Source organism: Pseudomonas mangrovi (assembly GCF_003052585.1).
Lineage (GTDB): Bacteria > Pseudomonadota > Gammaproteobacteria > Pseudomonadales > Pseudomonadaceae > Aquipseudomonas > Aquipseudomonas mangrovi.
The window spans coordinates 112,622-126,157 of sequence record NZ_QASN01000022.1 but is presented as its reverse complement, the minus strand read 5'-3'; the positions used below and the strand labels follow the sequence as shown (position 1 = coordinate 126,157).

General features: G+C 62.7%; 15 protein-coding genes and 1 tRNA gene. 9 read left to right on the top strand and 7 right to left on the bottom strand.

All coding sequences use genetic code 11. The features are described 5' to 3' along the window. Positions 1 to 18: 18 nt before the first annotated feature. The 6 genes from DBO85_RS18780 (at position 19) to DBO85_RS18750 (ending at position 5,524) form a co-directional block, all read left to right on the top strand. On the top strand, positions 19 to 240 hold the full coding sequence (locus DBO85_RS18780; protein WP_108109337.1) for a major capsid protein: 222 nt from the start codon (positions 19 to 21) through the stop codon (positions 238 to 240). A 136-nt stretch (positions 241 to 376) separates the two neighbouring features. Further along, positions 377 to 1,690, top strand: a complete 1,314-nt coding sequence (locus DBO85_RS19280; RefSeq protein WP_158268912.1) for a hypothetical protein — start codon at positions 377 to 379, stop codon at positions 1,688 to 1,690. An 11-nt stretch (positions 1,691 to 1,701) separates the two neighbouring features. After that, positions 1,702 to 2,037 (top strand): DUF2523 family protein, encoded by a 336-nt coding sequence (locus tag DBO85_RS18765; protein WP_108109333.1) that lies wholly within the window; start codon positions 1,702 to 1,704, stop codon positions 2,035 to 2,037. 4 nt (positions 2,038 to 2,041) lie between these two features. Beyond that, positions 2,042 to 3,139, top strand: coding sequence for a zonular occludens toxin domain-containing protein (locus DBO85_RS18760; RefSeq protein WP_108109331.1), 1,098 nt, complete (start codon positions 2,042 to 2,044; stop codon positions 3,137 to 3,139). Between the two features lie 94 nt (positions 3,140 to 3,233). Next, entirely contained in the window at positions 3,234 to 4,514 is a 1,281-nt protein-coding gene (locus DBO85_RS18755; protein ID WP_108109329.1) for a hypothetical protein, read from the top strand. Next, positions 4,514 to 5,524 carry a phage integrase gene (locus DBO85_RS18750; protein ID WP_108109327.1) on the top strand — a complete coding sequence of 337 codons (1,011 nt, stop codon included), beginning with the start codon at positions 4,514 to 4,516 and terminating at the stop codon, positions 5,522 to 5,524. Before DBO85_RS18755 ends, DBO85_RS18750 begins: the two co-directional genes overlap by 1 nt. On the opposite strand, the gene DBO85_RS18745 is transcribed toward DBO85_RS18750, so the two are convergent. From DBO85_RS18745 to dapA, 5 genes are all read right to left on the bottom strand, one after another. Next, a complete protein-coding gene (locus DBO85_RS18745) occupies positions 5,525 to 5,977 on the bottom strand; it encodes a hypothetical protein (protein ID WP_108109324.1) in 453 nt (150 codons plus the stop codon). A gap of 97 nt (positions 5,978 to 6,074) precedes the next feature. Beyond that, positions 6,075 to 6,164: transfer RNA gene (locus tag DBO85_RS18740), tRNA-Ser, on the bottom strand. 88 nt (positions 6,165 to 6,252) lie between these two features. After that, positions 6,253 to 7,122 (bottom strand): phosphoribosylaminoimidazolesuccinocarboxamide synthase, encoded by an 870-nt coding sequence (locus DBO85_RS18735; RefSeq protein ID WP_108109322.1) that lies wholly within the window; start codon positions 7,120 to 7,122, stop codon positions 6,253 to 6,255. Positions 7,123 to 7,215: 93 nt separating this feature from the next. Next, the gene (bamC, locus tag DBO85_RS18730; RefSeq protein WP_108109320.1) at positions 7,216 to 8,322 is read right to left on the bottom strand and encodes an outer membrane protein assembly factor BamC; all 1,107 of its coding nucleotides are present in this window, start codon (positions 8,320 to 8,322) and stop codon (positions 7,216 to 7,218) included. An 18-nt stretch (positions 8,323 to 8,340) separates the two neighbouring features. Beyond that, a complete protein-coding gene (gene dapA / locus DBO85_RS18725) occupies positions 8,341 to 9,219 on the bottom strand; it encodes a 4-hydroxy-tetrahydrodipicolinate synthase (RefSeq protein ID WP_108109318.1) in 879 nt (292 codons plus the stop codon). 273 nt (positions 9,220 to 9,492) lie between these two features. Between dapA and DBO85_RS18720 the strand changes: the two genes are divergently transcribed. Together DBO85_RS18720 and DBO85_RS18715 are read left to right on the top strand one after the other, a co-directional pair. Continuing rightward, positions 9,493 to 10,050: a glycine cleavage system protein R gene (locus DBO85_RS18720; RefSeq protein ID WP_108109316.1), complete on the top strand. Its 558-nt coding sequence runs from the start codon at positions 9,493 to 9,495 to the stop codon at positions 10,048 to 10,050. Between the two features lie 9 nt (positions 10,051 to 10,059). Then, on the top strand, positions 10,060 to 10,536 hold the full coding sequence (locus tag DBO85_RS18715) for a peroxiredoxin (protein ID WP_108109314.1): 477 nt from the start codon (positions 10,060 to 10,062) through the stop codon (positions 10,534 to 10,536). Between the two features lie 7 nt (positions 10,537 to 10,543). On the opposite strand, the gene DBO85_RS18710 is transcribed toward DBO85_RS18715, so the two are convergent. Both DBO85_RS18710 and DBO85_RS18705 read right to left on the bottom strand, forming a co-directional pair. Continuing rightward, positions 10,544 to 11,617, bottom strand: a complete 1,074-nt coding sequence (locus tag DBO85_RS18710) for an AI-2E family transporter (RefSeq protein ID WP_108109312.1) — start codon at positions 11,615 to 11,617, stop codon at positions 10,544 to 10,546. Positions 11,618 to 11,705: 88 nt separating this feature from the next. Then, complete coding sequence (locus tag DBO85_RS18705; protein ID WP_108109310.1) at positions 11,706 to 11,948, bottom strand: sulfurtransferase TusA family protein; 243 nt, start codon at positions 11,946 to 11,948, stop codon at positions 11,706 to 11,708. A 131-nt stretch (positions 11,949 to 12,079) separates the two neighbouring features. On the opposite strand from DBO85_RS18705, the gene DBO85_RS18700 reads away from it, so the two are divergent. Further along, positions 12,080 to 13,516, top strand: coding sequence for a M48 family metalloprotease (locus tag DBO85_RS18700; RefSeq protein WP_108109308.1), 1,437 nt, complete (start codon positions 12,080 to 12,082; stop codon positions 13,514 to 13,516). The last annotated feature ends 20 nt before the right edge of the window (positions 13,517 to 13,536 follow it).

Genomic DNA, 13,536 nt, shown 5'->3' with positions numbered 1-13,536 from the left:
GCCAAAGGAGAAAAACAGATGCAAAAGCTCAAGCGCGTTTCGCGTGACCTCGTCCTCGCTCTGCCGTTTGCCGCTGCTGCTGCAGCTGCCAACGCTGCCGGCTGGGACTACTCCGCCCTCACCAGCGACATCGACTTCAGCACCATCGCAACCGGCGTTCTTGCCGTCGCTGCGCTGCTGGCTGCCGTCTATGCCGGCATCAAGGGCGCCCGCGTCGTTCTCAGCTTCCTGCGTGGCTGATAGCGGCATGGATGAACAGGGCGGGGTTATTCCCGCCCTTTTCTTTGAGGGTGTGAAAGATGGCCGACCTCTACTACTTCGCCTTCTTCGTCATCGGCGCTGCCTGCGGCTATGGCGTGTTTTCGAGGTTCTGACGATGCGATTTCTCTACTCTGCCTGCCTTCTGTGGCTGGCCTCGTTCGCCCTGGTCTCCACCGCCTCGGCAGCCAACTACCAGTGGTATATCCACGCTCAGCCAAGCTATGTGTATGGCTCCGCTTCGGCAGCATGCTCGGCGTACATAGAACGAAGAAACCAAGCGGCCATTGCCAGTGGCTCTGTTTATCGCTGGAGCTCGCCTTCTGTGACGGCGGCATCGCATCCGACGCAGTTCTATTGCAAAACGGCAAAGACTTCGACGATCAACCCGTCATACAACGTGCCAGAACAATCCCTAGGCTCTCGCGATGGTGACGCCTGCCCGGCCGGCACTGTTCCCAACTCGACTCTGGAATGCGTCCCTCCGCCAGAGCCTTGCGCAACGGGCACACCCTTTTTGGCGCGCAGCAGCGGACCCATCGCCGAAGCGGGCGGTCGCTCTTTTGTCATCGCCGGCTCCCCTGGCCCTCTGTGCGTCAATAACTGCACCCACGGCGACGGCACCGAACGGCAGACCTCCTGCTATCGCACCCCTGGCGAGACCAATCAGGGCTTTTGCAACTACGTCTTGCTCTCCAATGGCCAGGCCTGCAACGGAAACGAGGGCGTCCCTGGGGGCGCCGGCGATCCGCTCAATGATTCGCCGCCCACCGATCCCGATGAACCCCCGAGCGACCCCGACGACCCGTGTGGCGGCATGCCTGGCTACGTGTGGAGTGGCACTACCTGCGTAAAAGCCCCAGACGATGGCGGCGACGGCGGCGGTGATGACGGCGGCGACTCGGGTGGCGATACCGGGGGCGGTTCGGACTCAGGCGGCGGGTCTGATTCGGGTGGCGGATCTGACTCGGGCGGGGGCTCTGATTCGGGCGGCGGTTCGGACTCTGGCGGCGGCTCCGACTCGGGGGGCAGTACGGGCGGCAGCAATGGCGGAAGCACCGGCGGCGGTAACGGCTCAGGCAATGGCGAGGGCGAAGGTGACGGCAGTGGCGATGCCAGTGGGGGTGAGGGCTGCTCCGGCGATTCGTGCGGCTTCATTGAACCCGATGGCTACGGCGACGACGTCGGCACCGTGCAAAGCAACCTTGAGCGCTTCTACAACGGCGTCATGCAATCGCCGATAGCGCAAGCCGTTACCGGGATTCAGATGCCTTCGGGCGGTGCTTGCCCGGTAGGCAATATCCCGCTGTTCAACACCACGATCACTTTCGATAGCCATTGCGATCTGTGGGCTCAGGTCTCGCCTCTTCTGTCTCTCGTCATGTTGGGCGTTTGGTGCCTGCTCGGCATCCGCATCGTTCTGTCCGCGTAAGGAGTCTGACCATGGACTATTTGCAGCGCATCTTTAACTTCGTTTCCCGCATCTGGGATGTCATCAGCTCGCTATTCCAGTGGCTGCAGGATGCCTATGACTGGTTTGTCGAATTCATCATCGGATTCCCTGACTTCTTCATGAAGTGGATCGTCGATGGCGCCATCGACTTCTTCAACTGGCTTCCCGTCCCTAGCTTCTTCCAGCAGGCGGCAGGCGCGCTCCAGGGGATTCCCAGGGAAGTTATCTACTTCATCGAGCCTTTTCGTGTTGGTGAAGGTCTCGCCATCGTCATGATTGCCTTCCTGCTGCGGTTCATCATCCGCCGCATCCCGATCATCGGGTGATGCCATGGCGATCGACGCATATACCGGGCTGCCCGGACACGGCAAAAGTTACGGGGTGGTCGAGCACGTCATCATTCCTTCGCTCAAACAAAATCGCCTCGTTGTTACCAATATTCCGCTGGCGGCTGATGATCTGCTGATGGACTTCGGCGGGCGCATTGAGCAGCTGCCCGCCGACTGGTTCGAGCGCGCCGACCTTGCCGAGCTTGCGCCGCCCGGTGCCGTTCTGGTGCTGGATGAACTGTGGCGGCGCTGGCCGAACGGCATGAAAGCCAGCGAGGCCAGCGTCGAGGATAAGGCGCTCCTCGCCGAACACCGTCACCGCGTCGATGTAAAAGGCCGCTCGATGCGCGTCGTGCTGGTGACGCAGGATCTGGCCCAGATTGCCAGCTGGGTGCGGTTGTTGGTGGAAACCACCTACCGCATGCGCAAGCTGAGCAAAAAGACCTTCCTGGTGGATATCTACCGCGGGGCGGTGACGGGACCGCGCCCACCGAAGTCGTCGATGCTTCGACAAGCGGGCGGCAGGTTCAAGGCTGAGGTTTTCCGCTACTACCAGTCGGCTACGCAAAGCCAGAGCGGCGACGTGGGCGATGAATCCAAGGCCGATGGCCGCGCCTCGCTGCTGCGCTCCTGGGGGCTTTGGGGGCTGATCCTTCTGATTGTCGTCGGACTCATCGTCGGGGTTGTCGGCATTTCGCGCTTCTTCTCGCCTGAGCGCTTCACGCCTCCCGAGCCGGTCGCAGCACCTGTTGCTGCCCCGATACAGACGCCACAAAGCCAAGGCAGCAGGGCCGCCGCGCAGGTTTACAAGACCAAGCCCGATGGCCCGGTCATGTCGCAGACCTGGCGCGTGGGCGGCCATGTGATGCCCGCAGAATTTCGAGCGGATGCGGCGAAGGTGTCCTTTGTCGTTCTGGTCTCGAACGCGGGCGGCCGGCGTGTTCTGCCCATCACCGATTGCAGGTTCTTCCCGAGTGGGCGGGATGTGTTCTGCGACGTCGATGGCGAGCGCGTGACGCCCTGGACGGGCCGTGGCGCGGTCACGACGGTGATAGATCCGCTCTCGCTGACAGGGACGTCTGCTGCGCCGGCTCGCTAGCGTAGCGCCCCGAGCCGCGCTGCTGACGTCCCTGTAACACGTCAGATAAACCGGTTTGGATCGTTTCGATTCGTTGCTATTTGGAGTTTTGGAAGTGAAGGCAAAAGATCAGCGCAGAGTGGATAACGAGTTCAACCCGTCCCCAGCTGGACGACTGTTCTTTGACCACAAGACAGCGAGGATTACAGACCTGTCGAAAGTCCGCTTGCTCCGCTGCGGCGTCGATACGGTCCGCCAGCTTTACCGGGGAATCATCCTGCCGGGTGTCCTGGCGCTGTTCGACAAGCCCGGCGCCATCGTCGATTTCGCCGGCCAGCGCTGGCACTCCGGTCGCGTCGGCCGTGATTCCGGGTATCAGTACAAGCTGCAGAACTCCGACCTTGGCTTCATTCTGCTCATCAAGAACTTCAACGCCAAGGCCGACAGCCTCGGCCCTCATCTGAAAATCGAGGTTTCACCGCACGCCATCGACAGCCTGTCGCCTGAGCGGCTGCAAGCGCGAATGGATTTCTATGCGTCGCAGGTGCTGAGCCACGTCGAGGTCAATCAATGCGCGGTCCATCTGGCCCTGGACCTGCAGGGCTGGCAACCGCCTGTGGATCTGGTGGCGCGCATGCACTGCCGAGCGCGGACGCACCGGGACATTTCCGGGATTCAGGAAATCGAGTGGGCCACCAAGTCGAGCGTTTACGGCCGGGGCGAAACGTCGATGTTCGGCTCTGCCAGTGGCGTACAGCTGTGTCTGTACAACAAGACCGAGCAGGCCAAGGCGACCGACAAGCTCGACTACTGGGAAAGCGTCTGGCGCCGCGCTGACGACTACTTTGACCCGGCCAGCCCGGACAACTACAACCCGGAGCAACCGGTGTGGCGGGTCGAGCTGCGCTATCACCATTCGGTCATTCAGCAATTCGCCAGCGGCTCGGTGGACGTGCGCACCGGAGCAGCCATCGAAACCCGGTCGTTCGACACCTTCGCGGCCCATTTGGACGGCCTGTGGCGCTATGGCCTGGGGCAATTCAAGCTGCTGGCCCGCCCTGGATACTTCGAGCCCATCTGGACCCTGATTCGTGATGACGTGCGCGTCGAGACTGGCGTGGATTCGCTGGCCGATGACACCGAATACAAGCGCTACTACAAAACTGCGCGGGGCTTCTCGGGGAAGAACGTCGAGCTGTTCCTGGGAAACTTCGTGAGCCTGCTTGCACGGGAGCGAGTGGGCGCCGGGAAAGCGTTTGAGAGGCTGCAGGAGTGGGAATGCTGGCCGGTGATCCGCGATCACTACGCGGCCAAGGACATGACTGAACGGGATATCTACAAGCACATTCGGGATCTGCTCGAAGAGCGTCATGTTCGCTGGGGGCGCGCTGTCTGATGGCGCTCGAGCAACTGCCGGACGGCCGCTGGAAGGTCGATGTGGAGCCCATCAAGGGCAAGCGGTTTCGTAGGACTTTCAAGACCAAGGGCGAAGCACAGCGATTCGAGGCTACTTGTCGAGCGAAGGTCATCGACGCGCCTGATTGGTCACCTCGGCCCAAGGATCGGCGGCGACTGTCTGAGCTGGTGGACCGTTGGCACACACTGCACGCCTATACCCTATCCGACGGCGATGCACGGCGACGCCTACTGGACGACCTAGCAAAGGCCCTCGGCGACCCTGCGGCGATCAGCATGACCGGCAACGAGTACGCTGAGTACCGGACGCGAGCTTTGAAAGCTGGTGCCAACCCCAAAACGTTGAACAACCGGCTTGGCTACCTGCGCTCGTTGTTCAACGTCCTGCATCAATTGGGCGAAATCGATTTCGCCAATCCGATGACACGCGTCCGCCCTCTTCGCCTGCAGGAAAAGGAACTGGCCTACCTGACAGATGAGCAGATCGGCACCTTGTTCCAGGCAATCAACAGCAGATGCAAGACGCCGCATGTGGCGATGGTGGCGGCGATCTGTCTGGCGACTGGGGCGCGCTGGGGCGAAGCGCAAGGATTGAGTCCGGAGCGGGTCCGAAACCAGCTGGTTACCTTTGTGAATACCAAGGGCAAGCGAGCGCGGTCAGTGCCGATAGCACCGGAGCTGGAAAGCCGTATTCAACAGCACTTCAAGCAACACGGTCCCTTCTCCAATTGCCTTAACAGCTTCGACAAGACCCTCGCCGTCTCCGGTCTCAAACTCCCCGCCGGTCAGTCCTCGCACGTGCTGCGACACACGTTTGCCAGTCGCTTTGTCATGAACGGCGGAAACATCCTGACGCTACAGAAAATCCTCGGACATACCTCGCTGGCTATGACCATGCGCTATGCACATTTGTCACCGGATCACCTGCAGGACGCGCTGAGACTCGGCCCGATAAGCGACATTCGTGGCTTCGTAAAGCAGTGGCTGTGACTAACCGAGCAGCCCTTTGCAAATCAAGCTCCAAGCTGCGTCCGGCCAGTAATCCTTTATTCGCTCAGATGCCTTTGATATCGGCGACTCTGGATCGGTGTGCAGAAATAGCCCTTCGCCTGTTTTAAATTCGTAATGCTGAGCTAGGTGGTCTAACAGCGCCTCTGTATAGGCTGCAGGCTTTCCAACGCTTTGGAGCTGTACGTACTCAATTAACGCATTACTTGCGATCAGTCCCGCCAGATGCTCGGACTCTCTGAGCCTATCGCCCTGCCACCAAACCTTCACCCAGGCCGACTCACCGGCTGGCAAAGGCTCATCGACTTGCACAGGCAAGATCAATGTCCCATCTCTGAGGCATCTAGCACCTGTAAGGTTGCCTACCCGTTCGAGGGTATAAAGGGGAGCGAGGTTCGAGATGAAAAGGACTGCGTCTTCTCCAGACAAATGCATTGCCGTACTCCTTTCGACACTTTTTCGACACTTACCATACGCCAGAAAGCAAAAGCCCCCGAAACTCTATGAATTTCAGGGGCTTAGGCAAGCATTATGGCGGAGAGATAGGGATTTGAACCCTAGGTACCCGCGAAGGTACAACGGATTTCGAATCCGTCCCGTTCGGCCACTCCGGCATCTCTCCAGCGGCGCGCATGATAGCAGCAGCGATGCTCGATGCGAACCCCATCTGCGAGGATTTTTCGCAGTTATTCAGGGGCTTGCAGGTTCGTTCAGCGGGTCAGGCGGACCAGGGCTTCGCGGTACTTGTCCGCGGTGCGCTGGCAGACGTCCGCGGGAACCGTCGGCGCCGGGGCCTGCTTGTTCCAGCCGGTGGACTCGAGCCAGTCGCGCACGAACTGCTTGTCGAAGCTCGGCGGATTGCTGCCTTCGGCGTAGCTGTCGGCTGGCCAGAAACGGCTGGAGTCAGGGGTAAGCACCTCGTCCATCAGGGTCAGGCTGCCGTCTTCATCGAGACCGAATTCGAACTTGGTGTCAGCGATGATGATGCCGCGGGTCAGCGCGTACTCCGCGGCCTGGCGATAGAGCGCGATGGCGGTGTCGCGAACCTTGGCCGCCAGCTCGCCGCCGATCAGCGCCTCGCACTGGGCGAAGGAGATGTTCTCGTCATGATCCCCCACCGCAGCCTTGGTCGAGGGCGTGAAGATCGGCTCCGGCAGGCGCGAGGCCTCCCTGAGACCGGCCGGCAGGGCGATGCCGCAGACGGTGCCACTCTTCTGGTATTCCTTCCAGCCGGAGCCCACCAGGTAACCGCGCACGATGGCCTCGACCGGCACCGGCTTGAGACGTTTGGCGACCACCGCCCGCCCTTCCACCAGCGGCAGCTCGGCGGCCGGCACCACGTCTTCCACCTGGTCGCCGGTGAAGTGGTTCGGCACCACGCCGGCGAGCTTGTCGAACCAGAAGTTGGAGATGGCGGTGAGGATCTTGCCCTTCTCTGGAATCGGCTCGTCGAGGATCACGTCGAACGCCGACAGACGATCGGTGGCGACCATCAGCATGCGCTTGGCGTCGATTTCGTAAAGATCGCGAACCTTGCCGGAATAGATCTTCTTCAGGCTCAGGGTGGTGGGTGTGGTCATGTGAAAGCCGCCTGTATCAAAAGAACGGGCGAAACCCGAGGGTTTCGCCCATAGCTGTAGCCTGCGTGCCGACCCTGCTGGCCGGCCAAGCGATCAACCGAGCCGGTCGCGGACCTGCTCGAGAATCCGCCGCGCAACATCGGCTGGCGCCACGGTGTTGATGTCCTGCTCGACGGTGACCTGAACGCTGCGGCCGACCTGACTGAGACGAACGCGGTAGCGCTCGGCGCGTGCCTCGACCTCGTCCTTGTCCGGCTCACTGCCAAACATCCGCGAGAAGAAACCGGGCTCCTGCTCTTCCACCTGGGCCCGCTCGGCCAGATTGACGAAGTACAGGCCCTGGCTGCGATCGACGTCCTCGACACGCAGGCTCGCCTGCTCGAGGGCTCGACCGACACTCGACCAGGCACGATCAAGATCGGTATCCAGGGTCAGCACCGGATTACCGCTACCGTCGGGAGCAAGATTGGTGCGGCTCGGCGCATCGTAGTCACGCGCGGCCAGCAGCGAAACGCTGCCGCCTTCGCCGCTGCGGCTGACGCTGCTGAGCAGCTCGTCGAGCAACGCCGATTCCAGCGCCGCGTTGCCCGAGGTGCCGGCAAAGGCCGGCTCGGCGCTGCTGCCGGCCGGACGCTGCGCACTGAGTACGAAGACTTCACTGGTATTGCGCTGCACGCCCGGTTCCACACGTACGCGCAGACGTACCTCGTCACCATCCAGCAGCCCGCCCACCTGGCCAGCCATGCTGCCCTGAAGGTCAGCGGCGGCTTGCCAGTCGGTAACGAACTCGCCGGTACGCGGACGCTCCTCGGCGACTTCAAAGCCGTTGTCGGAGAAGAACTGGCGCACCAGTGGCCAGACCTCGGCGGGGCTGCGCTGGGCTACCAGCCAGCGCGCTTCGCCACTGTTCTGCAGACTGAACTCGCTGGCACGCGCCTGGACCTGCATGGCCTGCGGACGCGGCACTTCGAACTTGCCTTCACGCTGGCTGGAGTCGGCTACGCCCGCCGGAATCGGCAGCAGCGGATCCAGACGACGCGCCTCGACATTCGGCGGCAACTGCATCTGGGCAGTGGGTCGGGCCGAAAGATAGTCGCTACCGCGATCACGGAAGTACCCCTCGTCCCCCCACAGCCAGCCACAACCGCTGGTTGCCGAAATCATCAGGGCGAGCGTGGAAAATCCTGCCAGTCGCTTCATGCGTATGCGTTCCTCGATTCAGATCAGTACGCCGCTCTGGCGCATGGCCAGGCGCAGCGGTTCATGACAGCGCTCGCTCAACCAGGTGAGCGGCAGGCGGATACCCTGCTGGATCAGCCCCATTTCGTGCAGTGCCCACTTCACCGGAATCGGGTTGGATTCGAGGAAGAGGTTCTTGTGCAGCGGCATCAGACGGTCGTTGATGGCGCGCGCCATGGCGGACTCGCCACGCATCGCCGCCGAGCAGAGCTCGCTCATCGCCCGCGGAGCGACGTTGGCGGTCACCGAGATGTTGCCCTTGCCACCCATCAGCATCAGCTCGACCGCGGTGGGATCGTCGCCGGAGTAGACCAGAAAATCCTTGCTCACGCGCGCCAGCACTTCCTTGGCGCGCTGCAGGTCGCCGGTCGCCTCCTTGATGCCGATGATGTTCGGCACACCGGACAGGCGCTCGACGGTCTCCGGCAGCATGTCGCAGACGGTACGCCCGGGCACGTTGTAGAGAATCTGCGGAATGGCGACGGATTCGGCGATATGGCGGAAGTGCTGATAGAGCCCTTCCTGGGTCGGCTTATTGTAGTAGGGCGTGACCAGCAGGCAGGCATCGGCGCCGGCAGTCCTGGCGTTCTCGGTCAGCTCGATGGCTTCGCGGGTGCAGTTGGCCCCGGTACCGGCAATCACCGGAATGCGGCCGGCGACCTGGTCGACGACACGCCGGATGACTTCAATATGCTCGGCGACGCTCAGCGTCGCCGATTCGCCAGTGGTGCCGACCGCGACTATGGCGTGGGTGCCCTCCTGGAGGTGGAAATCCACCAGCTTGCTCAGGGCGTCCCAGTCGAGACCGCCCTGCGCATCCATGGGCGTGACCAGCGCCACCATACTGCCCGCAATCATGCAACCGCTCCTGCCGGAAAAAAGAGCGCCAATGGTACTGGCGCCATGGGCCTTGCACAAGCGAAGTCCGGGGCTTGCCGCGGCGCGCCGAAAGCTTGCTGCGACGCGGCTGCGCGCCGCGCATCCAGGCATCCGGCGATGCCCGCAGAAACCGCGCCGAAGCGTACGCCATGCGCAGCCAGGCATTCCCCTGCTCGGTGCTTTTCGCTACCCTTGCGGCTTTGTCCGGCACCCCAACGGCCGTACTGCTGCCCTCGCTCTAGGAAACCCTGCATGTCCACCCCCAGCGCTCGCGAACAGTTCCTCGTCATCAGTGCCCTTGGCCCCAATCCCATGGAGCTGACCAACGTGCTGTGCCGTGCCAGCCTCGAAAGCCGCTGCTCCATCGTCAGCACTCGGCTGAGCCGGCATGGCGAGTTCAGCGCACTGGTACTGCAGGTCACCGGCAGCTGGGACGCACTGGCGCGTTTCGAAAGCGGCCTGCCGGGTCTGGGCAAGAAGCACGAGTTCAACATCAGTTTCAGCCGTAGCGCGACAGGCGACAGTCGTCCGCAGTCGCTGCCCTACGTGGCCTATGTCAGCGCGGTCTATCGCCCGGACATCCTCAACGAGCTGTGCCAGTTCTTCGCCGATCACAAGGTCGAGCTCGACGCCATGACCTGCGATACCTACCTGGCACCACAAACCGGCGGCACCATGCTCAACGCCACGCTGACGGTGATCCTGCCGCCGGGCACCCAGATCAGCTGGCTGCGCGATCAGTTCCTGGACTTTGCCGACGCCCTCAATCTGGACGCCCTGATCGAACCCTGGCGCCCCCAGGCCAACTGAGGAGCCACCATGAGCGTTGCGCTTGGCAAACCGGTAACCGACTTTTCCGCCCCGGCAACCAGTGGCCAGCAGGTCGAGCTGGCACAGCTGCGTGGCAAGCAGGTGGTGCTGTACTTCTACCCCAAGGACAGCACCCCCGGTTGCACCACCGAAGGTCAGGACTTTCGTGATCTTTATCCGCAGTTTCTCGCGGCCAATACCCAGGTCTTCGGTGTTTCGCGCGACGGACTCAAGGCCCACGAGAACTTCAAGGGCAAGCAGGGCTTCCCCTTCGAGCTGATCTGCGACAAGGACGAAGCGCTTTGCCAGCTGTTCGACGTGATCAAGCTGAAGAAGCTCTACGGCAAGGAATACATGGGCATCGACCGCAGTACCTTTCTGATCGACGCCCAGGGCGTGCTGCGCAGCGAGTGGCGCTCGGTCAAGGTTCCCGGCCACGCCTCAGCGGTGCTCGCCGCGGCTCAGGCCCTGCACAACGCCGGCTGAGCAACGCTCAGCCGGTCAGCAACGTCTCTTCGTTGGAGCGCCTGGGCCAGGCATCCAGCACCGCCTTGCACAGCGTCGCCAGCGGGATCGCGAAGAACACACCCCAGAAGCCCCACAGCCCGCCGAACAGCAGCACCGCGCAGATGATTGCCACCGGATGCAGGCTGACCGCCTCGGAAAACAGCAACGGCACCAGTACGTTGCCATCCAGCGCCTGAATGATCGCGTAGACCACCATCAGGTACAGGAACTGCTCGCCCCAGCCCCACTGGAAAAGGCCGATCAGCGCCACCGGCACAGTCACCACCACGGCGCCGATATAGGGCACTACTACCGACAGTCCTACCAGCAGTGCCAAGAGGGCCGCGTAGTTGAGACCCAGCCAGGCGAAGGCGATATAGGAAACGACGCCGACGATGGCGATCTCGATGACCTTGCCGCGGATGTAGTTGGCGATCTGCAGGTGCATTTCCCGCCAGACCTGCGTCATCAGGGCGCGCTCGCGCGGCAGATAACCGCTCATCCACTGGCCGATCAGGCGCCCGTCCTTGAGGAAAAAGAACACCAGGATCGGCACCAGAACCAGGTAGATCATCGCGTTGACCAGCATCGGCAGACTGGACAGTGACATCGTCAGCGCCCACTGCCCGACGTTACCCAGCTCGCCACGGACACGCTCGATGCCGGCTCGAACCTGTTGCTCATCGATCAGTGTCGGATAACGCTCGGGCAACACCAGCAGCATGTTCTGCCACTCGCCGAACATCCGCGGCAGCTCGTTCACCAGCGCACTCAGCTGGCGCCAGAGCAGAGGCATCAGGACGAACAGACAGAGCACCAGCAGCCCCATGAACAAGGCGAACACCAGCCAGACCGCAAGCACATGGGAAAGCCGCAAACGCTCCAGTAGATTGACCATGCCCTGCATCAGAAACGCCAGGATCAACCCCGCCAGCACCGGCGCGAGCATGCCGCCCAGGGTAAGCACCACGGTAAAGCCGAGCAGCAAAATCACCGCCAGCACCACCGCCTGCTCATCGGAGAAGTAGCGGTGAACCCAGTTCTGCAAGACCTTGAACATCCGACCTCCATCGCGCGCGCGCCTTTGCGGCAGCCCATCATTCATCGAGTTCGGCATCCCTGCCCGCGCCCGCCAAAGGGGCGCGCCTTCAACCCTTGCGCAACCAGTAGTGGTAGACGCCCCCTTCGACCTGCTCCTGCAGCATCTGGTGCCCGGCAAGCCGGGCGAAGGCATTCAGATCGCGCTGCGAGCCAGCATCGGTGGCCATGATCCTGAGCACCGCACCACTGGGCAGCCGGCTCAACTCCATCTTGGCCTTGAGCAAGGGCAGCGGGCAGTTCAGGCCCCGCGCATCCAGCTCGGCGTCGAACGCCAGGGTCGTTTCGGTCATGTGCTGACAGCTCCGAAAAAGACGCCAGCATACCCAAGCAGACGGCCGCGTGCCCGTTCAGCGCGGATGAAAGATGCATGAACCAGGCCCAATGGCTACAGTAGCCACTTCGTCCAGACCTGGTCCATCGCATGAAGCTGCTGCGCCCCACCCTGATCGCCCTCGCCTGCCTGCTCGCAGCCCCCGGCGTTTCCGGCAATCCACTGCCGGCACTGGGTGATGCCAGCTCGTCGATCGTTTCACCGGAGCAGGAACACCTGCTCGGACGCACCTGGCTGAGTCTGCTGCGTGGCCAGGTGCGCCAGCTCAGCGACCCGCTGCTCAAGGACTACGTGGAGACGAGCGTCTACCGCCTGGCCGAGACCAGTCAGCTGGATGATCGACGCCTGGAGTTCGTCCTGCTCGACAGCCCGCAACTCAACGCCTTCGCCGCTCCCGGCGGAATCATCGGCGTCAATGGCGGCCTGTTTCTCTACGCGCAGACCGAATCCGAGTACGCCTCGGTCATGGCCCACGAGCTGGCTCACCTTTCCCAGCGCCACTTCGCGCGCGGCCTGGAGGCCCAGCAGCGGATGCAGATTCCACTGATGGCAGCCATGCTCGCCGGCGTCGTGGCCGCCGCGGCCGGGGCTGGCGACGCCGGCATGGCGGCGATCATGTCTGCACAGGCAGCGGCGATGCAGGAGCAGCGGCGCTTCTCGCGGCAGAACGAGCAGGAAGCGGACCGCATTGGCCTGATCAATCTGGAGCGCGCAGGCTATGACCCCAGGGCCATGCCGCTGATGTTCGAACGCCTGATGCGCCAGTACCGCTTCGATCGCAAACCGCCGGAGTTCCTGCTGACCCACCCGGTGTCGGAATCCAGGGTTGCCGATACCCGCAACCGCGCCGAACAGTTGCCCACCGGCGGTATCCAGGACAGCCTGCGCTACCAACTGATGCGCGCGCGCGTCCAGCTTACCTACGAAGACACCCCCGGCCTGGCTGCCAAACGCTTTCGCGCCATGCTCGATGAAAAGCCCGAACTGGACGCCGCACGCTACGGACTGACTCTTGCGCAGCTGAAGAGCGGCCAGCTCGCCGAGGCGCGCGAAAGCCTGGCGCCCCTACTGCAAAAAGCCCCGCAGGAGCTGACCTACAACCTCGCGAGCATCGAGATCGCCATCGCCGGCAATCGTCTGGGCGAGGCCAGGAAGCTGCTCGACCAGCAGCGCGAGCTGTATCCGCGCAGCCTGCCACTGCGCCAGGCACATGCCGACCTGCTGCTGCGCGAGGGTCAGATCAAGGCTGCCGAAAACGCCTATGACGAACTGGCCCGCAGCCGCCCGAAAGACCCGGATATCTGGTACCAGCTTGCTGAAGTACGCGGATTGGCAGGCAACACCGTCGGCCTGCACCAGGCAAGGGCCGAGTTCTTCGCTCTGGTCGGGGATTACGATCCGGCGATAGAGCAGTTGGACCTGGCCAAGCGCCGCACCCAGGGCAACTTTCAGCTGGCTGCGCGCATCGACGCTCGCCAGCGCGAGCTGCGCGACGAGCAGCGAATGGTCGAGGAACTGCTGCGCTAGCTCACTTGCCGGGGCGCGAT

Excerpts from the sequence above, each read along its gene's own strand:
- DBO85_RS18780 (WP_108109337.1), top strand. The coding sequence starts at position 19 with ATGCAAAAGCTCAAGCGCGTTTCGCGTGACCTCGTCCTCGCTCTGCCG.
- DBO85_RS19280 (WP_158268912.1), top strand. The coding sequence starts at position 377 with ATGCGATTTCTCTACTCTGCCTGCCTTCTGTGGCTGGCCTCGTTCGCC.
- DBO85_RS18765 (WP_108109333.1), top strand. The coding sequence starts at position 1,702 with ATGGACTATTTGCAGCGCATCTTTAACTTCGTTTCCCGCATCTGGGAT.
- DBO85_RS18760 (WP_108109331.1), top strand. The coding sequence starts at position 2,042 with ATGGCGATCGACGCATATACCGGGCTGCCCGGACACGGCAAAAGTTAC.
- DBO85_RS18750 (WP_108109327.1), top strand. The coding sequence starts at position 4,514 with ATGGCGCTCGAGCAACTGCCGGACGGCCGCTGGAAGGTCGATGTGGAG.
- DBO85_RS18745 (WP_108109324.1), bottom strand. The coding sequence starts at position 5,977 with ATGCATTTGTCTGGAGAAGACGCAGTCCTTTTCATCTCGAACCTCGCT.
- DBO85_RS18735 (WP_108109322.1), bottom strand. The coding sequence starts at position 7,122 with ATGACCACACCCACCACCCTGAGCCTGAAGAAGATCTATTCCGGCAAG.
- bamC (WP_108109320.1), bottom strand. The coding sequence starts at position 8,322 with ATGAAGCGACTGGCAGGATTTTCCACGCTCGCCCTGATGATTTCGGCA.
- dapA (WP_108109318.1), bottom strand. The coding sequence starts at position 9,219 with ATGATTGCGGGCAGTATGGTGGCGCTGGTCACGCCCATGGATGCGCAG.
- DBO85_RS18720 (WP_108109316.1), top strand. The coding sequence starts at position 9,493 with ATGTCCACCCCCAGCGCTCGCGAACAGTTCCTCGTCATCAGTGCCCTT.
- DBO85_RS18715 (WP_108109314.1), top strand. The coding sequence starts at position 10,060 with ATGAGCGTTGCGCTTGGCAAACCGGTAACCGACTTTTCCGCCCCGGCA.
- DBO85_RS18710 (WP_108109312.1), bottom strand. The coding sequence starts at position 11,617 with ATGTTCAAGGTCTTGCAGAACTGGGTTCACCGCTACTTCTCCGATGAG.
- DBO85_RS18705 (WP_108109310.1), bottom strand. The coding sequence starts at position 11,948 with ATGACCGAAACGACCCTGGCGTTCGACGCCGAGCTGGATGCGCGGGGC.
- DBO85_RS18700 (WP_108109308.1), top strand. The coding sequence starts at position 12,080 with ATGAAGCTGCTGCGCCCCACCCTGATCGCCCTCGCCTGCCTGCTCGCA.